Source organism: Nostoc sp. 'Lobaria pulmonaria (5183) cyanobiont' (assembly GCF_002949795.1).
Taxonomy (GTDB): domain Bacteria; phylum Cyanobacteriota; class Cyanobacteriia; order Cyanobacteriales; family Nostocaceae; genus Nostoc.
The window spans coordinates 1,671,580-1,698,203 of sequence record NZ_CP026692.1 but is presented as its reverse complement, the minus strand read 5'-3'; the positions used below and the strand labels follow the sequence as shown (position 1 = coordinate 1,698,203).

The 26,624-nt window shown below is 43.2% G+C and carries 22 protein-coding genes; 8 read left to right on the top strand and 14 right to left on the bottom strand.

All coding sequences use genetic code 11. The annotated features are described in order from the left end of the window. Positions 1–338: 338 nt before the first annotated feature. From NLP_RS07275 to NLP_RS07235, 8 genes are all read right to left on the bottom strand, one after another. On the bottom strand, positions 339–2,234 hold the full coding sequence (locus NLP_RS07275) for an ATP-binding protein (protein ID WP_104905813.1): 1,896 nt from the start codon (positions 2,232–2,234) through the stop codon (positions 339–341). A gap of 1,149 nt (positions 2,235–3,383) precedes the next feature. Next, positions 3,384–6,056 carry a tetratricopeptide repeat protein gene (locus tag NLP_RS34725; RefSeq protein WP_234017241.1) on the bottom strand — a complete coding sequence of 891 codons (2,673 nt, stop codon included), beginning with the start codon at positions 6,054–6,056 and terminating at the stop codon, positions 3,384–3,386. A gap of 85 nt (positions 6,057–6,141) precedes the next feature. Then, positions 6,142–6,471 (bottom strand): hypothetical protein, encoded by a 330-nt coding sequence (locus NLP_RS32910; RefSeq protein WP_158680313.1) that lies wholly within the window; start codon positions 6,469–6,471, stop codon positions 6,142–6,144. 105 nt (positions 6,472–6,576) lie between these two features. Beyond that, the gene (locus tag NLP_RS07255) at positions 6,577–7,050 is read right to left on the bottom strand and encodes a hypothetical protein (RefSeq protein WP_104905811.1); all 474 of its coding nucleotides are present in this window, start codon (positions 7,048–7,050) and stop codon (positions 6,577–6,579) included. A 157-nt stretch (positions 7,051–7,207) separates the two neighbouring features. After that, on the bottom strand, positions 7,208–7,513 hold the full coding sequence (locus NLP_RS07250; protein WP_104905810.1) for a type II toxin-antitoxin system RelE/ParE family toxin: 306 nt from the start codon (positions 7,511–7,513) through the stop codon (positions 7,208–7,210). 2 nt (positions 7,514–7,515) lie between these two features. After that, on the bottom strand, positions 7,516–7,776 hold the full coding sequence (locus NLP_RS07245) for a ribbon-helix-helix domain-containing protein (RefSeq protein ID WP_104905809.1): 261 nt from the start codon (positions 7,774–7,776) through the stop codon (positions 7,516–7,518). 44 nt (positions 7,777–7,820) lie between these two features. Beyond that, positions 7,821–9,191 carry a Rid family detoxifying hydrolase gene (locus NLP_RS35760; protein WP_104905808.1) on the bottom strand — a complete coding sequence of 457 codons (1,371 nt, stop codon included), beginning with the start codon at positions 9,189–9,191 and terminating at the stop codon, positions 7,821–7,823. A 109-nt stretch (positions 9,192–9,300) separates the two neighbouring features. Continuing rightward, entirely contained in the window at positions 9,301–9,732 is a 432-nt protein-coding gene (locus NLP_RS07235) for an NUDIX domain-containing protein (RefSeq protein ID WP_104905807.1), read from the bottom strand. Positions 9,733–9,933: 201 nt separating this feature from the next. On the opposite strand from NLP_RS07235, the gene malQ reads away from it, so the two are divergent. Then, a complete protein-coding gene (gene malQ, locus NLP_RS07230) occupies positions 9,934–11,448 on the top strand; it encodes a 4-alpha-glucanotransferase (protein WP_104905806.1) in 1,515 nt (504 codons plus the stop codon). Positions 11,449–11,626: 178 nt separating this feature from the next. Here malQ and NLP_RS07225 read toward each other — a convergent pair whose 3' ends face one another. Continuing rightward, positions 11,627–12,439, bottom strand: coding sequence for a helix-turn-helix domain-containing protein (locus NLP_RS07225; protein WP_104905805.1), 813 nt, complete (start codon positions 12,437–12,439; stop codon positions 11,627–11,629). 29 nt (positions 12,440–12,468) lie between these two features. After that, the gene (locus tag NLP_RS07220; protein ID WP_104905804.1) at positions 12,469–13,227 is read right to left on the bottom strand and encodes a pseudouridine synthase; all 759 of its coding nucleotides are present in this window, start codon (positions 13,225–13,227) and stop codon (positions 12,469–12,471) included. 135 nt (positions 13,228–13,362) lie between these two features. On the opposite strand from NLP_RS07220, the gene NLP_RS07215 reads away from it, so the two are divergent. After that, positions 13,363–14,076: an LmeA family phospholipid-binding protein gene (locus NLP_RS07215; RefSeq protein ID WP_104905803.1), complete on the top strand. Its 714-nt coding sequence runs from the start codon at positions 13,363–13,365 to the stop codon at positions 14,074–14,076. A gap of 210 nt (positions 14,077–14,286) precedes the next feature. Here NLP_RS07215 and NLP_RS07210 read toward each other — a convergent pair whose 3' ends face one another. Continuing rightward, on the bottom strand, positions 14,287–15,174 hold the full coding sequence (locus tag NLP_RS07210; protein WP_104905802.1) for a phosphatidate cytidylyltransferase: 888 nt from the start codon (positions 15,172–15,174) through the stop codon (positions 14,287–14,289). 149 nt (positions 15,175–15,323) lie between these two features. Continuing rightward, positions 15,324–15,926, bottom strand: a complete 603-nt coding sequence (gene cbiT, locus NLP_RS07205) for a precorrin-6Y C5,15-methyltransferase subunit CbiT (RefSeq protein ID WP_104905801.1) — start codon at positions 15,924–15,926, stop codon at positions 15,324–15,326. Between the two features lie 93 nt (positions 15,927–16,019). Here cbiT and NLP_RS07200 point away from each other — a divergent pair, with 93 nt between their 5' ends. From NLP_RS07200 to tatA, 3 genes are all read left to right on the top strand, one after another. Next, positions 16,020–17,459 carry a serine/threonine protein kinase gene (locus NLP_RS07200; protein WP_104905800.1) on the top strand — a complete coding sequence of 480 codons (1,440 nt, stop codon included), beginning with the start codon at positions 16,020–16,022 and terminating at the stop codon, positions 17,457–17,459. 200 nt (positions 17,460–17,659) lie between these two features. Continuing rightward, entirely contained in the window at positions 17,660–18,742 is a 1,083-nt protein-coding gene (locus NLP_RS07195; RefSeq protein ID WP_104905799.1) for a DNA-methyltransferase, read from the top strand. A 207-nt stretch (positions 18,743–18,949) separates the two neighbouring features. Beyond that, positions 18,950–19,123 carry a twin-arginine translocase TatA/TatE family subunit gene (gene tatA / locus NLP_RS07190; protein ID WP_094348761.1) on the top strand — a complete coding sequence of 58 codons (174 nt, stop codon included), beginning with the start codon at positions 18,950–18,952 and terminating at the stop codon, positions 19,121–19,123. 48 nt (positions 19,124–19,171) lie between these two features. Here the strand turns inward: tatA and cphA are convergent, their stop codons facing one another. After that, positions 19,172–21,877, bottom strand: coding sequence for a cyanophycin synthetase (gene cphA / locus NLP_RS07185; protein ID WP_104905798.1), 2,706 nt, complete (start codon positions 21,875–21,877; stop codon positions 19,172–19,174). A gap of 174 nt (positions 21,878–22,051) precedes the next feature. Then, positions 22,052–22,915, bottom strand: coding sequence for a cyanophycinase (locus tag NLP_RS07180; protein ID WP_104905797.1), 864 nt, complete (start codon positions 22,913–22,915; stop codon positions 22,052–22,054). Positions 22,916–23,456: 541 nt separating this feature from the next. Between NLP_RS07180 and trmD the strand changes: the two genes are divergently transcribed. From trmD to NLP_RS07165, 3 genes are read left to right on the top strand one after another with little or no spacing between them, the layout of a single operon-like run. Continuing rightward, positions 23,457–24,191, top strand: a complete 735-nt coding sequence (gene trmD / locus NLP_RS07175; protein WP_104905796.1) for a tRNA (guanosine(37)-N1)-methyltransferase TrmD — start codon at positions 23,457–23,459, stop codon at positions 24,189–24,191. Positions 24,192–24,215: 24 nt separating this feature from the next. Continuing rightward, positions 24,216–24,707, top strand: a complete 492-nt coding sequence (ispF, locus tag NLP_RS07170) for a 2-C-methyl-D-erythritol 2,4-cyclodiphosphate synthase (protein WP_104905795.1) — start codon at positions 24,216–24,218, stop codon at positions 24,705–24,707. Next, complete coding sequence (locus tag NLP_RS07165; RefSeq protein WP_104905794.1) at positions 24,704–26,500, top strand: ABC transporter substrate-binding protein; 1,797 nt, start codon at positions 24,704–24,706, stop codon at positions 26,498–26,500. Before ispF ends, NLP_RS07165 begins: the two co-directional genes overlap by 4 nt. Positions 26,501–26,624 lie beyond the last annotated feature (124 nt).

The window sequence follows — 26,624 nt, the reverse complement described above, 5'->3', positions numbered from 1 at the left end:
GCTTTAATTAAGGCCAGTTTTTTGAATGAATAGGGTTTCTATTGAGCAATTCTTAACTGGGATGCTCGCATGGTTTGCGAAAATTCAAGGGAACGTGATTGATTGGTGAGTAGGTAGACGCACTGAGGCTTGTGATTAGACATCGCTTACAGTAGAAGCGTCAATTATCAATGACTTAAAAACTCATGCCACATACTGTTTCTGTACCAGAGATTGAAATCTCTGGCTCATAGTGCAAGTTCATTTGAGTGGACTTGCGCTATGAGAGAGGGAATTGATTAGCAGTTTGTTGTTGGAACTTGTGGGTTTTCTGGAGGGTAGGTTGCAAATTACATGACTTAGTTAGACAATGATTGCAACAACTGTTGAATGGATGTAGCTTGCACATGGTCAGGGAAGACAGTTAAAAAGTCATTTAAGTCTTGGATAGCTTTACCAATAGATTCTGAGGAAGCACCCTTTGATAAGGCATAGTGATATAAGTGGTCTGCTTGTTGAGCGTATTGAGCAGCCAAACAATAAAGGGCTAAATTAAAAGCATTCTGCCAGTCTTTAGCATCTTTTTTGCAATGCTCTGTAGCAAGCTTGATGGCAGGTACTAGGCAAGTTCGTGCTTTGGCTGGTTGCTTAAGGGCTAAGTAGACCAAAGCTTGATTATACATAGCATCTTCATAGCGTTTTTCCTTATAAGCTTTTAACCCACTCGCTAACTGCTTACCCCAATACTTAACTTCAGCAGAATCTACATCTTTACCAGCCTGAAACATTACTGCTGCATATTGTTGGGCAAAAATGGGTTGATTTTTGAGTGCAGTCAGAAATTCATTAAGAGCTACCAATAAATTCTTTTGCGGTGACTGACATAATTTATGGTACAAGACGTTTAATGTGTGACTTTGCCAGCTAGGATCGCGCTGTTTGTTTTCTTCCTCCAATTGCAAATCGTTCCGCAGGCTGTCATAATATTCTGCCAACTTACCATGTATGTCAGCCCAACCTTGCGGCGATGAAAGGCGTTTGTGGCATAACATTTGGGTTTTGACGACATCATGATAAACCCAGCCGTCGCTACGTTCGTTGACAAAGGATGTTTCTTTGAGCCAAGTAAATAGCTCATCAGCTTCTTCTTCTGTTCTTAACTTGGCTATAACATCCCGGTTCAAACACCGAGGAATGGCAGCATCAAGTACCACTTGTCGCCGTTTGGGATCGTCAATCCATCTTAAAAAGCTTTTTACAGCACTGTTGCTAGGCTCAATTACCTGGTTGGGGTGATTGGGATGAGCATCTGCTAGCATTTCTATTAGCAGGGGTAAGTTTCCAGTCAGGTTTAAAATCACTTCAATAATGTGCTTGTCTGTAATGCCTTTGCGAGTTAGATATTGTTGGGCTTCTTCTTCTGTAAAGGGTTCCAGAGGCAAACGAACTATTAATCCTTCGTAGGATGCCCAGTCATTTTTCTCTAATTCTTGCCGACTGGCGATGATTATTAATATATTGGCAGAGACTTTACCGTGCTGGTTCTCAAAAATTTCCCGTAGCCAGTTATCTAGCAATTCTCCGGTGCGTTCAGAGGTATCGAAAAATAGGATAACAGGAGTTTTATCAGCAATTTTAGAAATATCTTGCAAAAATAGCGGGGTCAGAACTTCTTTAGGTTCTTTAACTAAATGTACCTCATCTTTATTCGTTATTTTCTTTGCTAGATAAGATGCCCATTCTCCAGCTTGGGTAGCCAAAGCATCCCCATCTACAACATCAAATACAGCACCGCCAAGGGGAGCTAGACGCGCCAGACGCACACCAGTTTTAACTACAGTTTTGCCTACAAAAGCCGAAAAGCCTTGAGGAGCATCTGGATCTGTTTCTAATTCTTGGCACTTTTGGCAGTACACTTTGTAGCGATCGCTAAACTGCGTTAGTTTATAACCTTGCTGTTCTAACTCTTCAGCTACATGACCCATAACTTCGGGTATAGTTTTTTCAGCTTCATCAACGTAAGCCGAAATCATTTTTGCTTCGTCAGCAATTTTACGAAACTGCCGCAGCAAGGTAGTTTTACCAACTCCGCCTTGACCAGAAACGTTAAATAGAAAACAACGGCGATTATCTTCTAGGGGTAATGCTAAATTGTGGCGAAATCGGTTCATTTGGTCTTCACGACCCACAAAATTTGATTGTTGACGTTGCTTAACAATATCTTGTAAACTTTTGGGCTTGTCTTGTGTATTCATAACAAGATTCAATTTTTAGGTGCTAATTTTTCTAACAGTAACTACTAAATAAACAAGGTGTATTTCGGAATTTTCCAAACTTCTTTGAGGTAATTTATTATGTGTTGACCTTCTGAGAGGATGTTTTAAAAGTTCTTTGGTCGGTAGCAAAACGTTTTAGATCCCCCTAAATCCCCCGATAAATTGGGGGACTTTGATTCCGGTTCCCCCCTTCAAAAGGGGGGTTAGGGGGGATCTAAAAGTGCCTAAAATCACAGCGAAAAACTTTTCAAACAACCTCTGAGGCTCAATATTCACCTTCTGAGGCTCAATGTTCACCTTCTGAGGCTCAATGTTGACCTTCAGAAGCTCAATGTTTACCTTCAGAAGCTCAATGTTCACCTTCTGAAGCTCAATGTTCACCTTCTGAGGCTCGACGTTGACCTTCTGAAGCTCAATGTTGACCTTCTGAGGCTCAAAAATGCCCTGGCGACTTAGCGCTTTTTAGTGGAGTCCAAGACAGACCTAACCCCCAGCCCCTTCCCTACTAGCGTTGGGGAGTAAGATTCAAAGCTTCTCTCCTCTTAGGAGAGAGGAATGGAAGTGAGGTCAGAGTGTATTGCATCCAAACCAGAAGCGCTATAGAAGTCACGCCTATACAGACGAAACCCGCCTGCGTGGGTTTGAAAAATCTTCAGATTTAAAATGCAAAAGGGGCATAACAATGTTATGCCCCCAGAAAAACGCTTATTCTACCTAAATTAATAACTGCTGTTTTCGCCTATTTTATGCTTTAGCTAACTGGAACTTCAGGTTTCTTTTTCTTAGAACGGCGGTTAAACCTGCGTCCCATCTCATCAATGAGTGCATCTAAACCTGTAACATCACCGCTAGCTTAGGCATAGTTGTAAGGCTAAAATCGCTTAATATTTAGACGCAATTAGGTTTAGCTGCATGTCTCCAGAAGGCAAGTTAGCTGGGATCTATTGCGCTTACCAGTGCGTCCGCCAGAGATTGAAATCTCATGCTCATAGCGCAAGTCCACTTAAGTGGACTGAAACCCTTTTCCAGTTTTGTTTAGAAGACCTTTGGTATCAGAGAGGGAACTGATTCTCAGGCGGTTGTTGGGACTTGTGGGTTTTCTGGCTGTTAGGTTGGAAATTACATGATCTAAGTTAGAAAAGAGTGCAACAACTGTCGCATGGATGTAGCCTGCATATGGTCAGGGAACACGGTTAAAAAGTCATTTAGGTCTTGGATAGCTGCATGGATACGCTCTAAGGAAGCACCTTGAGATAAAACATGGAGATATAACCGCTCTGCTGGTTGATGATATTGAGCAGCTAAATAGTAAAGGGCTAAATTAAAGGCATTAGACCAGTCTTTAGCATCTTTTTCGTAATGCTGTTTAGCAAGCTTGATGGCAAGTGCTAGGTCAGCCCATGCTTTATCTGGTTGGTTAAGGGCTTGGTAGGCTAAAGCGCGATTATATAAATACCAATTACTGTCAGAATCTAAGTCAATAGCGCGGTTGAAATCTGCAATAGCCTCTTTATATAGCTTTAGCATCAGGTAAGTTTGACCACGATGTGCGATCGCCCAGTCAAGTTTGGGGTTAAGTTCAATGGCGCGGTCAAAATCTTCTAGGGCTTCTGGGTAACGCTTCATTGAGCGATAAGTTTCACCGCGACTTGCGATCGCCGAGTCAGATTTGGGGTTAAGTTCAATTGCGCGGTCAAAATCTTCTAGGGCTTCTGGGTAACGCTTCATTGAGCGATAAGTTACACCGCGACGTGCGATCGTCCAGTCAGATTTGGGGTTAAGTTCAATCGCGCGGTCAAAATCTTCTAGGGCTTCTGGGTAACGCTCCATTAAGCGATAAGTTACACCGCGACTTGCGATCGCCCAGTGAAGTTTGGGGTTAAGTTCAATCGCGCGGTCAAAATCTTCTAGGGCTTCTGGGTAACGCTTCATTGAGCGATAAGTTTGACCGCGATGTGCGATCGCCCAGTGAAGTTTGGGGTTAAGTTCAATTGCGCGGTCAATATCTTCTAGGGCTTCTAGGTAACGCTCCATTAAGCAGAAAGTTAGACCGCGAAGTGCGATCGCCCAGTCATATTTGGGGTCAAGTTCAATGGCGCGGTCAAAATCTTGTAGAGCTTCTGGGTAACGCTCCATTAAGCGGTAAGTTTCACCGCGCCAACCTAAAGCAATTGGTTGCCATTTAACTTCAATCCTAGAATTTTGTAGGACTGCGGTTAACATTTCTAATGTCACTGGGTAAAACTTTTCGTCATAGGCTTTTAACCCACTAGCTAGTTGCTCACCCCAACGCTGAACTTCAGCAGAATCCGCATCTTTACCAGCCTGAAGCATCGTTTCTGTCAACTTTTGGGCAAATTTGCGTTGATTTTTGAGTGCAGCAAGAAATTCATTGAGAGCTACAGATAAATTCCTTTGCGGTGACTGACATAAATTGTGGTATGACACGTTTAATGTGTGACTTTGCCAGCTAGGATCGCGCTGTTTATTCTCTTCGTCCAATTGCAGATCGTTCCGCAGGCTGTCATAATAGTCTGCTAACTTACCATGTATGTCAGCCCAACCTTGCGGCGATGAAAGGCGCTTGTGGCGTAACATTTGCGTTTTAACCACATCATGATAAGCCCAGCCATCAGTACGTTCGTTGACAAAAGATGTTTCTTTGAGCCAACTAAATAGCTCATCAGCTTCTTCTTCTCCTTTCAACTTAGCTATAATATCTCGATTCAAGCACCGAGGAATGGCAGCATCGAGAGCCACTTGTCGCCGCTTGGGGTCATCAATCCATTTTAAAAAGCGTTCTACAGCACTGCTGCTAGGCTCAACTACTTGGTTAGCGTCATTAGGATGAGCATCTGCTAACATTCCTACCAGCAGGGGTAAATTTCCAGAAAGGCGCAAAATTGTTTCAACAACCTGACTGTTAGTAATGCCTTTGCGAGTTAGATATTGTTGGGCTTCTTGTTCTGTAAAGGGTTCCAGAGGGAAACGAACAATTAACCCCTCGTAAGGTGCCCAATGATTTTTATCTAATTCCTGCCGACCGGCGATGTTTATCAATATATTGAGAGATACTTCTCCGTGGCGACCCTCCAAAATTTCTCGTAGCCAGTTATCTAGGAATTCCCCGGTGCGTTCATAAGTATCAAAAAAGAAAACAACAGCAGTTTCTTTAGCAATTTTAAAAATATCTTGCAAAAATAGCGGGGTTAGGATTTCTACAGGTTCTTGAACTAATAGCACCTCGTCTTTATTTGTTATTTTCTTGGCAACATAAGATGCCCATTCTCCGGCTTGGGTAGCCAAAGCATCCTCATCTACAAAGTCAAGGACAACACCGCCAACGGGAACTCGACGCGCCAGACGCACACCAGTTTTAACTACAGTTTTGCCTACAAAAGCCGAAAAGCCTTGAGGAGCTTCTGGATCAGTTTCTAATTCTTGGCGCTTTTGACGGTAAACTTTGTAGCGTTCTGTAAACTGCGTTAGTTTGTGACCTTGGCGTTCCAACTCTTCAGCTAAACGACCCATAACTTCTGGGACACTTTTTTCAGCTTCATCAATGTTAGCCGAGATAATTTTTGCTTCATCAGCAATTTTGCGAAACTGCCGTAACAGGGTACTTTTACCAACCCCACCTTGACCCCAAACATTGAACAAAAAACGACGGCGGTCATCTTCTAACAGTAACCCTAGATTTTGACGGAATTGGTTTACCTGGTCTTCACGACCCACAAAACCTGATTGCTGGCGCTGCTTAAGAATATCTTGTAGACTCTTGGGCTTGTTTTGTGGGTTCATGACCAGATTTAATTTTGAAATGTTAATGCCTACAGAATAACTACTAAATACCCAGGCTGTATTTCGGAATTTACTAAATGTTGTATTAGGTAATTTTTACGTTTAACCTTGATTTAAGCTCAATGTTGACCTTCTGAGGCTCGATGTTGACCTTCTGAGGCTCGATGTTGACCTTCTGAGGCTTAATGTTGACCTTCTGAGGCTTAATGTTGACCTTCTGAGGCTCGATGTTGACCTTCTGAGGCTCAATGTTGACCTTCTGAGGCTCGATGTTGACCTTTTGAGGCTCGATGTTGACCTTTTGAGGCTCGATGTTGACCTTCTGAGGCTCGATGTTGACCTTCTGAGGCTCAAAAATGCCTTGGCGACTAGAAGTCGCGGTTATACAGACAAAACCCGACTGCGCGGGTTTCAAAAATCTCTGGATACAAAACGCGAAAAGAGCATAACAATGTTATGCCCCTACAAATGACGTGTATTTTACCAAATTGATAACTGGTATAATTACCTATTTTAAGCTTTAGCTAACTGGGACTTCAGGTTGCTTTTTCTTAGAACGGCGGTTAAACCTGCGTCCCATCTCATCAATTACTCCATCTAAACCTGTGACATCACCGCTAGCTTTGGCATAGCTATAAACTGCTAATGCTGCTGCATAGGCTTCGCTAGCAGAGGCTATACAGGTATCATCCACCAATTCTTGCAGTTGCGTTAGAGACAAAAGTACTGGATACAACGATTCAAACAGCCCTAAATCTCGGCGCATCTCTTCTAAATCAAAAGAACGGGGCAAAAAGTTAGGGTTCTGTGTCGCCACTTCTAAGGCTTTGCTGACGAAAGCCCGACTTTTATCTCCCATCTTCAACATTGTTCGCCGTTCTTCGGTGGTCAAATCTACCAAAAACGGTAACTTTTCTCTAATTGTCGCGATCGCCTGCATGACTGCTTCTCTGTCTGCTGGGGCTAAACTGGCACTGATACGATTTTCGGACATTTTTAATACTCCTTTGGGGGACTTATTTTCAGTATTCCCAAAGTTATAGAGGCGATCGCGTTTGTTGAGAGATAATTAACAGAGTTTTATCTGCACTTTACGGCAAGCCAAAGAACGTCTTTATATTTTCCCATCGCAGTTAACAAAATGTATGGCTTTACTCTTCATCCGACTCTGCAAATAAAGATTCTAAATCTTGACGACCGCTGACAACGCGCAAAATTTTAACCCCATCATCAATCACTTGGTACAAAATTACATATCCATCTAGCGGCAAGCCACGTAATGAAGGTTTAATATGAGCATAGCTGCGTCCTATATTTGGAAACACCGCTAAATTTTGGCATTTATTGTTAAACTCTCTAAATAGTTTTTCTCCTGCTTCCAGGTTTCGGATTAAAAAGTAATCAGAAATTTCATTTAAGTCGCGGCTAGCAGATAGTGAAATGACATAGCGGCTCATTACTAAGCCTCACGTGCCTTTTGGAACTTTTCTAATATCTGCATCACTACAGTTTCGCCATCCAAAACTTCCCTGCGTTCAATTTCAGCAATTGCAACATCAACTTTTTGCCGGGTTTCTTCCACCCATTGGACATACTCAGAATTTAATTTTTCTAACAGTTGAAATGCTACATCAAGTACTTCATCTGCATTCGTAAATTTCCCACTAGCGATTTGGGCTTGGATAAATTGTTCATGTTCAGGTTTGAGTTCAATGTTCATGATTTATCTCTCTGAAATCAGCTTTAGCAATTGTTCTATTTCTCCTAACCGCTAATTACAGCGATCGCATCAATTTCTACCAACACATCTTTAGGTAAGCGCGATACCTGAACACAAGCCCGTGCTGGGGCTGTATCTTCCGGGAAATATTTAGCATAAATGGCATTCACCGCCGCGAAATCATTCATATCAGCTAAAAATACAGTGGTTTTCACCACATCTTGAAAAGTTGCACCAGATGCTGTAAGAATGGCTTCAAGGTTAGCTAAAACCTGCTCGGTTTGCTTTTTGACATCATCAGTGTAGACGACATCACCAAGGCGGGGATCGATGGCAATTTGTCCAGCGATGAATACAAATTGACCAGAAGCTGCGATCGCTTGATTATAAGGACCGACTGGTGCGGGTGCGTTATCAGTATTAATTACTTTACGAGTCATAGATATTACTTTCTCTAACGATGTTTCCTGTTTACCGATTTCTCCTTCAGCTGCGATCGGTTTGTAAACCTCTCCATCAGGCATTATCGCACCAGTCAGGTCAGCATTTTTAAAGGTTGCCCCATAGATATTTGCGCCAGTTAAATCTACCTTCTTCAGGTTTGCCTCGTTCAAATTCGCGTTGATCAAATCTACTTTTTGTAGTTCTGCTTTTTCTAAATTTGTCCCTTTTAGACAGGCTTTTCTGAAATTTACGCCTATGAGATTTGCTGCACCTAGATCAGCTTCAGCCAGATTCATGCCTGACAAATCCTTTTGAGATAAATTAACACCCCGAATCTTGGCTGCCTGCAAATTAGTATCTTTGAGTATGATACGAGTTAGATTTGCTTGACTCAAATCAGCTCCAAACAAGTTAGCCCCACTTAAATTAGCAGTACTAAGGTTAGCTCTAACGACTTTTGCTTCATTCAAGGATGCGTCGGTTAAGTTTGTACAGTCGAGTGTAGCGTCACTCAAATTGGCATTATCTAAGTTGGCGTTACTAAAGTTAACGCTACTCAAGTTTGCTTTACTAAAGTTGGCATTATTCAGGTTAGCGTTACTGAAATTAGCGCCACTCAAGTTTGCTCCACTCAAGTTGGCATTATCTAGGTTGGCGTTACTAAAGTTAGCGTTATCCAGGGTTGCTTTACTCAAGTCAGCACTACTTAGGTCTGCCCAACTCAAATTTAAACTAGAACTTTTCACCAAACTACTCAAATTTGCACCTGTCAAAGATGCCCTAGTGAGGTTAGTACTTTGAAGAGAAGCGTTACTCAGGTTAGCATCGTTCAAATCCGCTCCCGTCAAATCTGCACTTTTTAGGTCTATTCCACTCAGATTTGCATATTTAAGGTCTACTCCTCTAAGATTCTCGTTGTGAAATTGGATTTGCCCTTCGGCGTATTTCTCCAACAGTGTTTCAGCGTCCATAATGCACCATTAAATACCACTGACACAGTATAATCACAAAAACTTTGTGTCACAGGTATTCTTCTCTTTTCTTCCTTCGCGCCCTTCGCGCCTTTGCGGTTCGTCCCTCCTACCCCAACCTCGGACGTATCCCATAATGCCGATATCGCCAATAATCCCGCAGAATGCGATCGTGGTCAAAACATAAATTACCAGGCACACGCCAATACTCAAAAATGCCTATACCCTTAGCATCATCTCCAGCCATCGGTTCCCCCGTCGCTGTTGCCAAAAACACAATACTAATCGTATGCTGACGGGGATCACGATCGGGGTCAGAATACACCAGTAATTGTTCAACTAACTCCACCTGCAAACCCGTTTCTTCTTGAGCTTCGCGCCGGGCCGCCACTTCCACTGCTTCTCCATAATCCACAAAACCACCAGGAATAGCCCAACCTAAGGGTAGATTATGTCTTTCAATTAACACTATTGGCCGATGAGGTCGATCTACAAGTTCAATGATGATATCAACTGTCGGTGTAGGATTTCGGTAAGTCATAGTTATTTAGTCATTAGTCATGGGTCATTAGTCATTAGTCATTAATCATTGATTATTCACAAAGGACAAATGACAAAGGACAAACGACAAACAAAATGAGTTTACTTGATTTCTCCTACAAATACTGTTCTGTGATAGATTCGATGCGATCGCCTAGCGTCTCGATCAGACAATTGCTCCCTCCCATAATTTAGATTACTTATGCCTTTTCCTAGATCAAGTGGTATTTTGCTGCATCCTACCTCCTTTCCCAGTCGATTTGGCATTGGGGATTTAGGCTTAGAAGCTTATCGCTTCATCGATTTTCTTAAAGAAAGCCATCAACAATATTGGCAAGTTTTACCCTTGGGCCCCACTGGATACGGTAATTCTCCGTATATGTGCTACTCGGCAATGGCGGGAAGTCCCCTGCTGATTAGCCCAGAAAAACTGCGAGATGAGGGTTTGCTCACAGAAGAAGACTTTGCTAACTTACCAGCATTTCCAGAAGAAAAGGTAGATTTCGAGAAGGTTGTGTCGCTTAAGATTGGGCTACTCAAAAAAGCCTATGAACATTTTAGAGTCAATGCCACACCCATCCAACAAAAAGAGTTTGAAGGTTTTTGCGACAGCAAAGCCTATTGGCTAGATAATTACGCCTTATTTATGGCGTTGAAAGATGCGAACGAGAATGCAAACTGGCACACATGGCCGTCAGAACTTGTCAAGCGCGATCCACAAGCAATGGAGCAAGTACAGGAGCGGCTCAATGGAGAGATTTTTTATTACAAGTTTGTCCAATTTGAGTTTTTCCGCCAGTGGTCAGAGCTTAAAAGCTACGCCAACATGCGCGGTATTGACATTATCGGCGATATCCCCATCTACGTAGCTCATGATAGCGCTGATGTGTGGGCGCATCCCAACATCTTTTGTCTAGATGAACAGACAGGAGCTGCCGCCCAAATGGCAGGAGTTCCACCAGATTACTTTAGCGCCACCGGTCAATTGTGGGGCAACCCGGTTTACAACTGGGAGGAATTGCAAAAACAAGACTTTAAGTGGTGGGTACAGCGCTTTGAGGCAATGCTGGATTATGTAGATATAATTCGCATTGACCACTTCCGGGGCTTCGAGGCTTATTGGTCTGTGCCGCAAGGTGAACAAACTGCGATGAATGGTAAATGGGTGGAAGCGCCTGGAGATGCTTTTTTTGAAGTGATTAGGCAAAAGTTGGGCAAGCTACCCGTCTTAGCAGAAGATTTGGGAGTAATTACACCAGGGGTAGAAGCGCTGCGAGACAAGTATGAATTTCCGGGGATGAAAATTTTGCAATTTGCCTTTAGTGCTGATGCCGCTAATCCGTTTTTACCATTCAATTATCGGCATAATGCTGTAGTTTATACCGGGACTCACGATAATGATACAACTATAGGCTGGTTCAATACAGCTGAGGACCAGGAAAAGCAAAACTTGTTGCTTTATTTAGGTTCTATCAGCCCTGATGGCATTCACTGGGATTTGATTCGCCTAGCTTTGAGTTCTATAGCCAACCAAGCGATTATTCCCTTGCAAGATATTTTGGGATTAGGAAACGAAGCGCGGATGAATTTTCCCAGTATTGCTGAGGGTAACTGGGAGTGGCGCTATCAACCAGGAGCAATAACAGACGAATTGCGCGATCGCTTGAAAGTTCTTACCAAACTCAATGGACGCGCCCCAGAAGCCCAAGCCCAGTGAGGAGTGGGGCATGAGACAAGGGGTAGCAAAGGAAGGGGGAAAACAAAGATGAGTGAGCAGGGGAGCAGGGGAGCAGGGGAGCAGCACTTCGGTTACGCTCAGTGACCAAGGAGAAGTTGCAGTAAGTTTTCCCCTCTGCACCTCTGCCTCTTGTGCCCAATGCCCCATACTCCATATTTCAAAACTTAGGCTTGGCAGCAATCCTAACTTCTTCCTCTTTCCCTGGCTCTCCCATTTTCTTGGCTTTCTCTTGATTGACGCTCACCAACACACCACCAGCATTATCAGTTTTCACTGTCAGTTGCTCTTGGGCTTTCCAAATTCGGTGAGTTCCCTCTGGCAGAATCCCCTCAAACTCGGTTTTGCCATCGGCTACTACACGAATCCAAGATGAGGCTTTCAAAGTCACACCAACCTGGACAACCTGTCCCTTTTGGACACCGCTGAGGGTATCGCTGACAGGTTGTACCTGCCTTGACTCTTTTAGTTGAGCTATTTCTGGTTTAACAACGGACTTTTGTTTTGGATAGGGCTGGTTTGGGCTATTACTTGCTTGTAGTAACGCGTTATTTAATAACTGAGATAACCCATTTACAGAGCATACTATTAGTAATATGTAAAGAAAGTAAAGATGAATCGGACGTAGTTGAGCCAGGGATGAAGTATTGCCTCTACTTAGAGGGCTAACTTGTGCAGAACTGATCGGAAAAGTGCCAGAAAATTCTACTCCATTCAAGCCTAGTGCATCCGCAAATTGCCTGATCAAACCCTGAATATAGACTGGTTCTGGCAGATCGTTTAAATTACCTTCTTCGATCGCCTGCAATAATCGTCGGGGAATCCTCGTCAATGCAACCACTTGTTCTAGGGATAGACCCTGTTCTTGACGCAATGCCCAAAGTTGGGCGCCTAATTCTGCCAACTTTTCGGCTCGTTGTTCCTCTAATGAAAGTGATGGCTGGTGCTTATTCTTCTTTCTTAGCCATTTCATGCCTACTGACACTCCTTAACTCCACTGAATCAATAATTAGGTTGCGCGATCTGATCTTGCAAAAAGTGAATCTCACGATCTTTGAGGGAACGATATTTACCCTCTGACAAAAAGGGTTCTTTTAGAGTTTGTAATTGAATTGGGCCGATCGCAGTCCGATGCAGCTTGATTACTGGGTATCCTAACTGTTGAGCTATCCGGCGAATTTGGCGATTTCTTCCCTCCTGCAACACTATTTCTAAAACACTTTGCTCGGTACGACGTTCTATTAGATGTACCTTAGCAGCCCTAGTTTTTCTACCCTCCAACATCACACCTTGACGCCACATTTGCAGTACTGTTTCTGGAGGATGTCCTTTGACCAAAACATGATATGTCTTGGAAATACTGTGACGTGGATGGGTTAATCCAAATGTCAGTTCTCCGTCATTAGTCAGGATTAATGCTCCTGTAGAGTCTGCATCTAAACGACCAACTGGGTGAATACCTGAACCCTCCCGTAATTCTTTCGGTAGTAAATCTAGGACTGTTGGTCTTCGATGAGGGTCGTAGCAAGTCGAAACCACTCCTGGTGGTTTATGCAGCAATAGATATATTAAAGCCGGACGCTGCTTTTGGGATACAGACTTACCATCAATTGCGATCGCATCTTTTTCCGGATCGACTTTTTGACCTAAATGTGCCAATACCCCATTAATCCGCACCCGTGAGTGCCTAATCATTTCTTCGGCTTCACGACGTGAGGCGATACCCCATTGAGCGATAATTTTTTGTAACCGTACCTCCATGTGGAAATTGCTTATTTATTGTTATCAATTAAATGATATTTGCATTATGTAGCGAGTAGGCATAAATGTTACATTTAAAGCTTATTTAATTTATGTTCGGTTGTTGAATAAATACTCATAAACAAATTAGTTTAGATGCCAGATCAAAATTCTCAAACAACAAGTACAAATAAAATCCGCATAATTACGCAGGTACTCACAACAGCAGTCAAGCTCTGGTTAAGAGCGCAAGTCAGCCAAATATCGGAATTAGAAGTGGAGATTAAAGCTAGCGATCGCCAACTTTTCTCTGGACGCATTCCTTCGGTATCTGTTTTTGCTACTCATGCAGTTTATCAAGGTCTCCTAATTACACAAATTCAATTAATAGCAGAAAATATTCGGGTAAATATCGGTTCCGTACTCAAGGGAAAAGCCCTGCGACTGTTAGAAACAGTACCAGTGGTTGGCGATTTAATCGTAGACGAGAAGGATCTGAATGCTTCTCTCTCATCTGACTTATTATCGACTGCTTTGAGCGATCTATTGGTTAAGGTTTTACCAACAGATTACCCCCAGTCACAACCAATCAAGTGGCAAGAAATTCTCCTTGGGAACAACCAAATTATACTGCGAGGTTTGAGAGTAACCAATAGCGAAATAACGCCTGTAGAGATTTGTTTGGGCTTACAATTACTCAGTGGGCATGAATTGCAACTGGCACATATCCCAATCAAGCCCGACCAGAAAGATATATTAAAGGACAATCATGAGTACAACCTGGATCTTGGCTCAGATGTTGATATTCAAGAATTAACGCTAATCCCAGGTAAGCTGGTGTGTCATGGGCGGATTAACGTTAACCCTTGACGATCACAAATTAAAAAATATTAATACCCTATTTTAAATGATATGGCGTCTAGTGGGGAGCAGGGGAGCAACACTTCTCTACGAGACGCTGCGCGAACGGCTACGCTCAGTGACCGAGGAGAGGAGCAGGGGAAAATAATTAATAACCAATGCCCAATACTTCGACTCCCTTCGACTACGCTCAGGGGAAGTGCCCAATGCCCAATTCACCTATTTACTAAGTAGTGGCAAAAGTAATGTCACAAAATAGTAAACCAAAGGAGCTGTGAAAATATAACTATCAGTACGGTCTAAAATACCACCATGACCGGGGATTAATTGTCCAGAATCTTTAACTCCAGCATCCCGCTTCAGCATAGATTCTGTGAGATCCCCTAAAAGACTAGCAATACCAATTAGCAAACCCAATGCTAAACCAGTGAAGAGGGATTTAGGCAAGTGAAGATAATAGGCTCCTGCTATGGCTACGGCAACACTTGAAGTAATGCCAAAAACAGCACCTTCTACAGTTTTTTTCGGGCTAATGTCAGATAGACGGGTTTTACCAAAGAATTTGCCAATGGTGTAAGCACCGATATCAGCTGCCCAAATACACAAAAAAGTCAGTAGTGTGGCTGTAAAACCTTGTGCTAAAGAAGCGGAATTTGCCTTTTCCCAGAAATCTGTCCAGGTTGTGGGCCAGTAACCTCCAAAAGGGAGATTGCTAAAAGTAGCGCTATCAATTGCTCGTAACCGCACCCAATAACTTGGTAAATAACCGACGTAAAATAGCCCCATAATGGAAGCGGAAACATCAGCGATCGTGGCAAATTTTGGTTGAAACAGCAGGTAAAAACAAATAAGTGTGCCAGCAATTGGCATCACAGCGTCAGCTAAACTGCCATCAAGGGTACAAATCACTAGCAAGACTTGGCTGACAGCCATAGTGGTTTTAGCGGCGGGAGCGATGCCTCTGGCTCGCACCAAATTAAAATATTCCTGTTGACCCAAAAAGATGATGACCGCAAAGATGATGGTAAAGTACCAACCCCCCAAAAGGGTTGCGAAAAGAGCAAGAGCGATCGCAACAATTCCACTTATAATCCGAGACCAAGGCATAGAAGTATTTTGGATTTTGGATTTTGGATTTTGGATTAGAGATTAGGTATTCGAGATTAGGGATTGGTAATTGTGGCTTGGTTTCTTATGACATATCACCTAAATCCCCAATCTAAAATCTAAAATCTAAAATCTAAAATCTTTTTGATTTAGTCTAGTTTCTCACCACTGAGGATAAAAATGGGATCAACGGCGGTAAAGGTTTGAGAAAAGCCGCGTGTTTCTAAGCGATTAACCGCAGATTGGACAACTTCGATATTTCTAGCCCTTAACAGGGAAAAGCTCTGGGAAATAGCATACAGACTTTCTAGATTAGCAGCTGTGGCTACAACCCGACCGGATGGCGGCAAATAATGCCAAGCTGCTTGCAGAATTTCCTGAATGGGGCGACCTCCCTCGATACAAACGCGGTGAGGGGTAATCTTGAGGTCATGTAAACACTCTGGGGCACTGCCTTCGACAACTTCGACGTTTTTCACATCAAAGCGATCGCAGTTACGCTTGATCAGATTAGCTACTTCTTCATCCCTTTCGATAGCGATAATCTGTCCGTCTGGACACAATAGCCCCACCTCTACCGGAATTGTACCTGTCCCTGCGCCAATATCCCACAACACGGAATCTGATTTTAGCCGCAGTTGGGCAATCAATAGTAGTCGGACTTCTCGCTGGCTCAGGGGAATTCCTGGCAAATGCTCGAATAATTCATCGGGAATACCAGGGGTAATATAAGGCCAAAGTTGGGAGGGCATAGAACTACGCAATTATACTAAAGATATCGATTTGCCAAATTGAAAAGCTATAAGCTATAAAACTTTTCAACCGTAGCATTACCAGAAACCATAATGATTGGCGAAATTTTAGGCGATGTCCGGGGACAAGACGCTGGGCGTCTACGCTACGAAGTTCAGCAGCTATTAGGAAAAAAAGCAGGGCGGCGGACGCTATTAGCTCGTGATTTGCAAACTCAGGAATTAGTTGTTATCAAATTACTCTCTTTTAGTAGTGATTTTGAATGGGATTGGCTCAAGTTGTTTGAGCGAGAAGCTGAAACTTTAAAAAACCTAGCACATCCCTCAATTCCTGGCTATTTAAACTATTTTGAGGTAAATTTACCAACCATCAAAGGATTTGCTCTAGTACAAACTTATATCCCTGCACAAACTTTAGAGCAATGTTTACAAACTGGACGAAGTTTTACCGAAGCTGAAGTCAAACAGATAGCCAAAGCACTTTTAGAGATTCTCGTTTATCTACATAGGCTGTATCCACCTGTAATTCACCGTGATATTAAGCCTAGCAATATTTTATTGGGGGAGCGTTCTGGCAATAGTGTCGGTCAAGTTTATTTGGTAGATTTTGGCTCAGTGCAGACAGTCCTGGCTAGCGAAACCGGGACTAGGACTGTGGTAGGAACCTATGGCTATATGCCACCAGAGCAATTTGGCGGACGCACTGTTGCAGCATCCGACCTTTATAGTTTAGGCGCAACCTTAATTTATTTAGTAACGGGTACTCACCCAGCCGATTTACCGCAAAAGGATTTTCGTATTCAGTTTGAACAACTGGCTAATCTCAGTCCCAGCTTTAGCAATTGGTTAAAGTGGATGATTGAACCTAGTTTAGAACGGCGTTTAAGTTCTGCTGACCAAGCGATCGCAGCTTTAGAGAAACCACAACCGACAAACTTGCCTACTTTGGTTGTTGGCAAACCAGATGGGAGTAAGATTCAACTAACCAAAAATGGGGATTCTCTAGAAATTATCGTTCCACCATCTGGTTTTGATCCATCAATAGTATTCACAGGTTTATTTGCGATCGTTTGGAATTCATTTATCTTATTTTGGACAATTGGCGCACTCTCAGCACCTTTTCCTGTCAACATCCCCTTTGCCTTGTTTTCAATTCCTTTTTGGGGTGCTGGCTTTATGATGATGTATAAATTTATCTTTAATTTGTTTGGAAGCATCTACTTACGCCTGAATCCAGAACAAATTACCCTAACCTGGGAGTTGTTTAGTTGGAAGTTTGAGCGTCCCCGTCCATCCCCAAGGCAAAGTGTTAATAAGTTGGTTTACATTCCAAAACACTTTACTAAAGGCTCTAAAGACACTAGAGTTGCCGTTCCAGCACAATTATATATTTGCTCAGGATTACAAAAATATCAGATTAGTGGAAACGATGGCGGTATTAAATCCGAAGTAGAACTTGAATGGTTAGCTTATGAATTAAGTGAGTGGTTAGGTTTGCCAATTACCAATCCAATGGGAAGTGAGTTGAGCTAGCGATCGCTTTGTTCAATGTGTCCAATTTGGCTTAGACCATACTTAACACAGAACTTATGTACTGAATATTGGTGCAGATACTTAGCATATTGTCCTATTCAACCAGCAAATTGATCAAAAAAAATAGCTAACAGTTGGATAACTTATGCTTTTAAGGATGATACTGTGTTCATACGTACAAGTGTACTAACAAAGTTTAGATGAGACTTAATTGTAACCCTTACTACGAAACAAAATTTGGTGCTGCTTATTTAGGAAACAGCCTAGAATTAATGGCAGGTATTCTCGACGAAAGTATCGATTTAATTTGTACCTCTCCACCATTTGCATTGGTTCGTAAAAAAGAATACGGAAACGTTGATGCCGATGAATATGTTGAATGGTTTAAAGATTATGCAGCCCAGTTTTACCGTATTCTTAAACCTACAGGATCACTAGTTATTGATATAGGTGGCAGTTGGATTAAGGGAATGCCAGTTCGTTCTCTTTATAATTTTGAACTAGTTGTTGCTTTGTGCAAAGCAAAAGAAAAAGGCGGACTTGGATTTTATCTGGCACAAGAATTGTATTGGTATAACCCAGCAAAACTACCCACCCCTGCCGAATGGGTAACAGTTCGCAGGGAAAGAGTTAAAGATTCAGTAAATACAATTTGGTGGCTGTCAAAAGAACCGCATCCTAAAGCTAATAATAGAAGGGTTTTAAAGCCTTATAGTGATGCGATGAAAAACCTTCTAAAGAATGGGTATAAACCCAAAATTAGACCATCAGGCCATGATATTTCCAATAAATTTGGGAAGGACAGGGGAGGAGCTATCCCCCCGAATATTATTGATGGACGTTGTAGTACAGAAAAAGAAGAAATAGGGCAACAGATTCTTATACAAGAAACTTTATTTGAAGATTTAGTCCAGCCCGTAAATGTAATTTCTGCCTCGAATACTGCTTCCAACGATTATTACCAAAGGCGTTGCAAACAAGAAGGTTTTAAGCCACATCCAGCAAGATTCCCTCAAGCTTTACCAGAGTTTGTCATTAACCTATGCACAGAACCAGGTGATATTGTTTTAGAACCTTTTGCTGGTTCTAATATGACAGGTCGAGTTGCAGAAACTTTACAAAGACGCTGGTTGGCTTTTGAGATTGATGAAAACTACATCAAAAGCTCAAAACTGAGATTTGAAGAAAATGCTCCTTTGGTTGTTGAACCTCCAGCAGATTTAGCATCAATAGCAATAGAAAATGCTGATAATAACCAGTCAGTACAGTTAGGACTGTTTTAAAGAAGGCGCTCCAACATCAGATGTTTTAAGGAAATTGCAGAATGGAGTCTAATCAATTAAAAAGGTTTACTTATGAACAATACTTGAGAATTTTAGTTCTATTTATACGCTGTTTTACAAGATGTAGAGTGCTTATCAGTGGCGAACTCATCGGATTTGAGCCATCAATGTCTATATTTAATTACAGATGCCTTAGAGGAAATTTATATGTTTGGACTGGGATGGCCAGAAATAGCTGTAATTAGCATAGTCGCTATTCTAATTTTCGGCCCAAAAAAAATTCCCGAACTGGGGACTGCACTGGGCAAAACCCTACGAGGTTTTAAGGAGGAAATGAAAACTCCCAGCGAGGAAACCAATCAGGAAGAAGAAAAACAGTAATTAAAGGAGTCAGGAGAAGCCAACGCGGTGCTTCCTCCTGATTCCTGACTACAGCAAGGTATTAACAACAGAAGAAGGTATGATTCCATTTTGGGAATCGATGACAGTTGTGCCGGGATTTTGTTGGTGTGTCTCTTCCTTTGCTAGACCACGCAGCTTAATTAACTTAATTGCGCGAGTAACGCTTTCTGGCAAAATTACCACTAGGCTGTTATCAGGAGCCATATCTAAGCCTTTATTGATCGCTTGGGTTTCATCCAGAATTGATTCATAGCGGCTATCAGGCTTAACTTCCGTGATACCTTGAATAATCAACCGGGCAGCTGAACCACGTGAGCGTCCCCGTGTATCATCGTCTTCTTTGATGATGATGTAATCAAAAATTTGTGCTGCTAATTTACCCAAAGTAACAAAATCTTCGTCGCGGCGATCGCCTGGGCCACCAATTACGCCAATCCGTTGTCCCGTAGTCCAGTTCCGCACAAAAGAACCTACAGCTTCGTAACTGGCTGCGTTGTGGGCATAGTCCACCAAAGCGTGGTAGTTGCCTAAATTAAATAGATTCATTCGTCCCGGTGTTTGGCTAACTGAAGCCCGGAAGGTCTTCAAACCAGCACGAATCTGCTCAATTGTGACGTTTTGCACAAACGCTGCCAAACTTGCTGCTAAAGCGTTGGCAATCATAAACGGCGCACGTCCGCCCATTGTTAAAGGTATATTTTCGGCTCTTTCTATGCGATGTGTCCAATCACCTTTAACAATTGACAAATAGCCATTTTCATATACTGCCGCTACTCCGCCCTTTTGGATGTGCTTCCGCACTAATTCCGAATCGGGGATCATGGTGAAGTAAGCAATATTAGCCTTAGTTTTTTCTGACATAGCGGCGACACGGCGATCGTCGGCATTGAGTACCACATAGCCATCAGGGAATACAGCTTCCGCTACTACACTTTTGAGGTTAGCTAACTGCTCAATGGTATCTATATCGCCTATTCCTAAGTGGTCGGCGGCTACATTCAATACTAACCCTACATTTGCGGCTTCAAAGCCCAATCCAGAGCGGAGAATGCCACCGCGAGCCGTTTCCAGTACTGCTACTTCTACTGTCGGATCTTGGAGGATGACGTGGGCACTTTGGGGACCTGTATTATCGCCAGCTTCTACTAAGTAATCACCGATATATGTCCCATCCGTAGTAGTATAACCTACTACTTTGCCAGTTTGTTTATAAATATGTGCTAGTAGTCGAGTAGTGGTGGTTTTGCCATTAGTACCCGTGATGCTGAGGATGGGAATTTGGCTAGATTGCTCGTTAGTAAACAGCATATCCATCACTGCGCCAGCGACGTTACGGGGAATACCTACGCTTGGGGCAACGTGCATCCGAAAACCGGGAGCGGCGTTAACTTCGACAATCACGCCATCCACTTCCCGCAGAGGACGGCTAATATCCGAGGTGACGATATCGAGTCCGGCGATATCCAAACCGATAATCTTGACTACTCGTTGTGCCAACCAAAGATTTTCTGGGTGAATTTCATCGGTACGGTCTACGGCACTACCACCTGTACTCAAGTTGGCTGTTGCTCTGAGATAACAAAGGGTTCCTTTTGGTGGCACACTGTTGAGCGTGTAGCCTTGCCTTTCTAGGAGTTGGTAGCTGGTGCGGTCTAGTTCAATCTTGGTCAGGACGTTATCATGTCCTTCACCGCGATTTGGGTCAAGGTTGGTTTCTTCAATTAGTTCGGAGATGGTGGATCTGCCGTTGCCGATGACATGAGCCGGGACACGTTCAGCTACTGCTACTACTTTGCCATTTACCACCAGTACCCTGTGGTCGCGTCCAACATAATACCGTTCGACAATAATTGACCGGGAAACTTGTCTGGCAGCTTCGTATCCGGCTTCAGCTTCTTCCCAAGTTCTAATATCAATGGTGATCCCGCGTCCATGATTGCCATCCACTGGCTTGGTGACGATAGGATAACCGCCAACGAATTCAATGGCTTGTTCCAAATCGTCTAAGAAGTTGATTACTGTACCTCTGGGTACTGGCGCACCAGCAGCAGCGAGGATGCGTTTAGTGGCTTCTTTATCGCAAGCTAGTTCTACGCCCAGAATGCTAGTGTTGTCCGTCATTGTCGCCTGCATTCGCTTCTGATTCACGCCATAGCCTAGCTGAATTAAAAAGCGGGCTTCCAGAGACATCCAGGGAATACCTCTTTTTTCTGCTTCTTTGACGATCGCTTCTGTGGAAGGGCCTAAGGAAGCATCACGGGAAAAGTCTTTCAGGTCTTGGATATCTTGCTCTAGTTCTGCCTTAGGATAACGGCCTCGATCAACGATACTCTGGCACAGCCGTACTGCGGCTCGTCCAGCGTAGCGTCCCGCTTCCTCATTCAGGTACTCGATCACTACTTGGTAAATTCCGGGTGTGGCAGTTTCGCGGGTGCGACCAAAGCCGACATGCATCCCAGCTAATTCTTGGAGTTCTAAAGCTACGTGTTCCACTATGTGGCCGATCATAGTGCCTTCTTTGACTCGCATCAGAAAACCACCACGACAGCCAGGCGAACAATAGTGGCCCTCCAGACTTGGCAGCGCCTCAACTAATCCTTCATAAAAGCCAGGGATTTCATTCGAGGGCGTCTCGCCAAGGTTTTCTAAATCGAGGCGCATGACGATCAGTTTGTGGCGTCGAATGCTCCAATAGTTTGGGCCGCGTAATGTCTGGATCTTGAGAATTCTCATGGGAATAGGTAGATGGAGATTCGGAACCAAAATTCTAGTTTCTTACTGGAATTGACCGCTAAACTGTTCGTTAAAAACAGTTTTTTCTTTTTACATGGTATTCTTATCATTTTTCTACGGTAAGAAATAATAAACGTGCGGTCAACTCAGTGTAACCTCAGATACTCTATCCCGTCAGCTGGAGATTCGGTGTACAGCAGGTAATACAGTCCGCTGGTACAAGTGGAAGCGATCGCCGTAGCTGAGGATATGGAGACGTAAATTATGCACGGTTAACGGTTCATTAGCACCGACATGGGGTTCGTTGGTATGGGTCAGCTCGGTGGGATCAACAATGGTGACACTACCTTTACCCATAACTTGTAGCCAACCATCACGTTCAAACACTGCACAAGTATCTTCGTCAATGCCAATACCTAAGCGATCGGGATGAGCTGCGATCGCACTAATCAGTCGCCCCATGCGATTACGGTTGTGAAAGTGTTGGTCAACGATTACTTCCGGAATAAATCCCAAACCCGTTGCCATATCGACTAGGGAACGATTGGGCGCCTCTCCACTACCGCCGCCAGCAATCATGTGATGCCCCATCACCGCCGCTCCTGCACTAGTGCCTGCTAACGTAAGTTGCCCCGCCCTCACCCGCTGGCGAATAATTTCCATTGCTGGCGTATCTGCCAATACCCCACAAAGACGCAGTTGGTCTCCTCCTGTCAAAAATACCCCACTACAGGCTTCTAAGGATGCTTTGATCTGGGAGGCTTCACACTGTTCTCGTTCGCGGATGTCTAAAATCTCTACCTTCTGGGCACCCATTTCTTCAAAAATGCGAATATACCGACCACCGATGATGGCAGGTTCGCGAGAGGCAGATGGAATAATTGTAATATAAGCCTTACTAGCACCGGCACGTCCAAAAAAAGTTCGTAGGATTTCGCGCCCATGAACTTTATCTTCTGCACCTCCGATAACCAGAACGGCGGTTTTAGTTGCTTGGGGTGTCCTCATTTCTAGCGATTTAGCTTGTAATTGCGGCATTTTGGTTCTCCTGTCAACAACTTCAGGTGAATTTAACAAGGTTCAGTTGCCTGATAATTTTTGCGCTTTGCAACTTTTAAGAGGACACTTTTTGGAAGTTTGGAACTAGGGAAAGCAACTCTCCAAATTCTTGCTTAACGCTCGCGTTGCCTCAGTCTAAACGTGTTTGTTCCCATTCCTCTCTCGCCAGCGCCTTGTTTTTCACCTGTCCACTTGCAGCAGGGCAAAATAGTCTTTAGGTAGCTAGATTCCCCTTTTAGAGTTGGGGACGAGCAGTTAAGACTACGCTTTTTTCTGAGGCTGGCTCGATGCATCCTGGAAGTTGTTAACTTGATATGATTATTAATTTAAATGTAGTTGTGACAACATTTAAACATAAATTAAGTAATTAGAAAAACTTTTGATCCTATCTAAAATCCAGGAGGTCTGGTAGTTTTAGATACTATTGATAAAAGTTTAACTGGAGTTTAACCCGACCTTGGCTTGCTGGTGTTTGCTAGACATTCAAATTTAAGATTAGTATCCTCGAATACGAATAACTGTGCGCTTTGATATAGTTACGCTTTTTCCTGACTGTTTTAACTCTGTTCTCAATTCTGGGCTGCTAGGTAAAGCCTTAGCCAAACAGATTGCCGAAGTGCATCTGATTAATCCACGGGACTTTACCACTGACAAGCACCGAAAAGTAGATGATGAACCTTACGGCGGCGGTGTTGGGATGCTAATGAAGCCAGAACCTATTTTTACCGCTGTAGAGTCGCTGCCGATTCTGCCCCGAAGAGAGGTAATTTTGATGAGTCCACAGGGTCAAGCAATTAATCAACCTCTTTTGAAAGAATTGGTGACAAATTATGACCAGTTAGTAGTTATTTGTGGGCATTACGAAGGAGTGGATGAGAGAGTGCTACATTTGGTAACTCGTGAAGTATCCTTGGGCGATTTTATTCTGACTGGTGGGGAAATTCCAGCAATGGCTTTGATTAATGGTGTAGTGCGGCTAATACCAGGAACCGTAGCCAAAACTGAATCCCTCACAGCAGAAAGTTTTGAGGAAGGGTTATTGGACTATCCCCAATATACTCGTCCTGCCAATTTTCGCGGCTTGAAAGTGCCTGATGTCTTGCTCAGTGGGAATCATGCAGCGATCGCCCGGTGGCGTTACGAACAACAAATTGAAAAAACCCGCGATCGCCGCCCCGATCTCTTGGAGAAATTGAAGCAGGGGGAGCAGGGGAGCAAGGGAGCAGGGTCGCAGGGAGAGAATAATAATTTCTAACTCCTGACAAATGACAAATGACAAATGACTAAAATTCGTATTGGTAATGGCTACGATATTCACCAGCTGGTGAGCGATCGCGCTTTGATTTTAGGTGGAATTCAAATTCCCCATGAACTGGGTTTATTAGGGCACAGTGACGCTGATGTGTTAACACACGCGATTATGGATGCCATGCTTGGGGCATTATCTTTAGGGGATATTGGTCATTATTTTCCCCCTAGCGACCCTAAATGGGCGGGAGCAGATAGTTTAGTACTATTAACTCAAGTACATCAACTGATTCGGGATCAAGGCTGGCAGGTGGGAAATATTGACTCGGTGGTAGTAGCAGAACGTCCAAAATTAAAACCGCATATTCACAACATGCGCGACAAACTAGCAGCTGTTTTAGAATTAGAACCAAATCAAATTGGCATCAAAGCTACCACTAACGAAAAATTAGGTCCTGTTGGACGTGAAGAAGGCATCTGTGCTTATGCTGTTGTCTTGCTTTTGAAACAAGAAAAATTATGAAATATCCTCCAATTTTTAACACAATTAAGCGTTTTTGTTTACCAATAATTCTAACCTTTGCAACAGCACTTACACTTACCGCCTGCAATCCATCTAACTTTAAAACTGCGGCTGCACAAGTTCCCCAGTTGGTGATTTCTACTACAGCCGACCCGAAGACTTTTAACTACGCCCTCATTCAAGAATCTCCCAATATTTCTGGTTTCACTTATGAGGCATTAGCCACTCAAAATGGAATAACTAAGGAAATTGAGCCAGCTTTGGCTGAATCTTGGGAACTTTCCCCAGACAAACTGCGGTTTGTCTTTACGTTGCGAGAAGGATTGAAGTGGTCGGATGGTAAGCCATTAACAGCTAATGATGTCGTTTTCTCTTTCAATGACATCTACATGAACAAGCGCATTCCCACTTATATCCAAGATGCTCTCAAAATTGGCAGCCGTAAAACTTTTCTCAAAGTCCGCAAAGTCGATGATCGCCGAGTAGAATTTATTCTGCCAGAACCGTTTGCTCCTTTCTTGCGATCGATTGCAGCAGGGGTAGGAATTCTACCAGAACACGCCTTGCGTGCAGCAGCGGAAGCTAAAAACTCTGACGGTAAGCCTGTGTTTATGTCCACTTGGGGAACCGACACAGACCCGAAAAAAATTATTGTTAATGGCCCTTACGCAATCGAGAGTTATTCAACTAATCAACGCGTAACATTCCGGCGCAACCCTTACTACTGGCGCCAAAAAGATGCACAAGGAAAACAACTGCCATATATTGAGCGTGTAATTTGGCAAATTGTGGAATCACCTGATACAGCTTTGCTGCAATTTCGTTCTGGAGGGTTAGATGTACTAGAAATTGGCCCTGGAAGTTTTCAATTGCTCAAGCGTCAAGAAAAACGGGGTAACTTTACTATTAAAAATGCTGGGCCTGACTCTGGGACAAGTTTTATAACTTTCAATCTCAACAAAGGTAGTCGTAATGGCAAGCCTGTTGTAGATCCGATTAAGTCCCGTGTTTTTAACAACGTTGCTTTTAGACAGGCTGTCGCCTACGCTATTGATCGCCAAACGATGATCAACAACACTTTGCGGGGATTGGGTGAACCACAAGACTCTCCGATTTCTGTTCCCAGTCCCTATTATTTGTCTCCAAAAGAAGGTTTAAAAACATATAATTACAATCCAGAGAAAGCTAAACAACTTTTACTGGGAGCAGGATTCAAATACGATGATAAAGGTCAGCTGTTGGATGCAGATGGCAATCGAGTCCGCTTCACAATGATGGGTGTTGCTGGTAATAGACCCACAATTACACCGAAAATTCAACAGGATCTCGGCAAGATAGGCATTAAAGTTGATTTACAATTCCTTGACTTCAGTATTATTGGAGAAAAAATCTCTAACACTCTAGATTGGGAATGTTGGTATGGAGCCATCACAGGTGGTATTGAGCCGCAAGATGGTTTCAATGTCTGGTCTGTAGAAGGTAACTTTCATGTATTTAATCAGAAAGCTCAAGCCGGACAATCTCCAACACTAGGTTGGAAAGCTACTGATTGGGAGCAGAAAATTGAAGACCTCTACATCCAAGGGGCTAGAGAGTTCGATGAAACAAAACGCAAAGCTATCTATGCAGAAACGCAACAACTCTCACAAGAGTATCTGCCTTTTATTCACCTATTCAATTCCCTGGCTTTAGTAGCCGTGCGTAATACCATTGAGAACGTAAAATACTCAGCAATAGGAAGTTACAATTGGAATATTTATGAACTCAAAGTAGTAGATAAAGAAGCTAGTTAATTTTCATGGGCATGGGGGAGCCAGTTCCATGCTGGGGTTCTCCCTGTTGAGGGAGCTGGGATCATCAGGCATTGAGGAAAGGCAAAAATCCCTTTAACGTTTTCTCCCGCTTCCCCAATTTCCC

Excerpts from the sequence above, each read along its gene's own strand:
- NLP_RS07200 (WP_104905800.1), top strand. The coding sequence starts at position 16,020 with ATGATTGGCGAAATTTTAGGCGATGTCCGGGGACAAGACGCTGGGCGT.
- NLP_RS07220 (WP_104905804.1), bottom strand. The coding sequence starts at position 13,227 with ATGGAGGTACGGTTACAAAAAATTATCGCTCAATGGGGTATCGCCTCA.
- NLP_RS07210 (WP_104905802.1), bottom strand. The coding sequence starts at position 15,174 with ATGCCTTGGTCTCGGATTATAAGTGGAATTGTTGCGATCGCTCTTGCT.
- NLP_RS07165 (WP_104905794.1), top strand. The coding sequence starts at position 24,704 with ATGAAATATCCTCCAATTTTTAACACAATTAAGCGTTTTTGTTTACCA.
- NLP_RS07250 (WP_104905810.1), bottom strand. The coding sequence starts at position 7,513 with ATGAGCCGCTATGTCATTTCACTATCTGCTAGCCGCGACTTAAATGAA.
- NLP_RS07275 (WP_104905813.1), bottom strand. The coding sequence starts at position 2,234 with ATGAATACACAAGACAAGCCCAAAAGTTTACAAGATATTGTTAAGCAA.
- cbiT (WP_104905801.1), bottom strand. The coding sequence starts at position 15,926 with ATGCCCTCCCAACTTTGGCCTTATATTACCCCTGGTATTCCCGATGAA.
- NLP_RS07245 (WP_104905809.1), bottom strand. The coding sequence starts at position 7,776 with ATGAACATTGAACTCAAACCTGAACATGAACAATTTATCCAAGCCCAA.
- NLP_RS07215 (WP_104905803.1), top strand. The coding sequence starts at position 13,363 with ATGCCAGATCAAAATTCTCAAACAACAAGTACAAATAAAATCCGCATA.
- NLP_RS35760 (WP_104905808.1), bottom strand. The coding sequence starts at position 9,191 with ATGGACGCTGAAACACTGTTGGAGAAATACGCCGAAGGGCAAATCCAA.
- cphA (WP_104905798.1), bottom strand. The coding sequence starts at position 21,877 with ATGAGAATTCTCAAGATCCAGACATTACGCGGCCCAAACTATTGGAGC.
- NLP_RS34725 (WP_234017241.1), bottom strand. The coding sequence starts at position 6,056 with ATGAACCCACAAAACAAGCCCAAGAGTCTACAAGATATTCTTAAGCAG.
- malQ (WP_104905806.1), top strand. The coding sequence starts at position 9,934 with ATGCCTTTTCCTAGATCAAGTGGTATTTTGCTGCATCCTACCTCCTTT.
- NLP_RS07235 (WP_104905807.1), bottom strand. The coding sequence starts at position 9,732 with ATGACTTACCGAAATCCTACACCGACAGTTGATATCATCATTGAACTT.
- tatA (WP_094348761.1), top strand. The coding sequence starts at position 18,950 with ATGTTTGGACTGGGATGGCCAGAAATAGCTGTAATTAGCATAGTCGCT.
- ispF (WP_104905795.1), top strand. The coding sequence starts at position 24,216 with ATGACTAAAATTCGTATTGGTAATGGCTACGATATTCACCAGCTGGTG.
- NLP_RS07225 (WP_104905805.1), bottom strand. The coding sequence starts at position 12,439 with ATGAAATGGCTAAGAAAGAAGAATAAGCACCAGCCATCACTTTCATTA.
- NLP_RS07180 (WP_104905797.1), bottom strand. The coding sequence starts at position 22,915 with ATGCCGCAATTACAAGCTAAATCGCTAGAAATGAGGACACCCCAAGCA.
- NLP_RS07255 (WP_104905811.1), bottom strand. The coding sequence starts at position 7,050 with ATGTCCGAAAATCGTATCAGTGCCAGTTTAGCCCCAGCAGACAGAGAA.
- NLP_RS07195 (WP_104905799.1), top strand. The coding sequence starts at position 17,660 with ATGAGACTTAATTGTAACCCTTACTACGAAACAAAATTTGGTGCTGCT.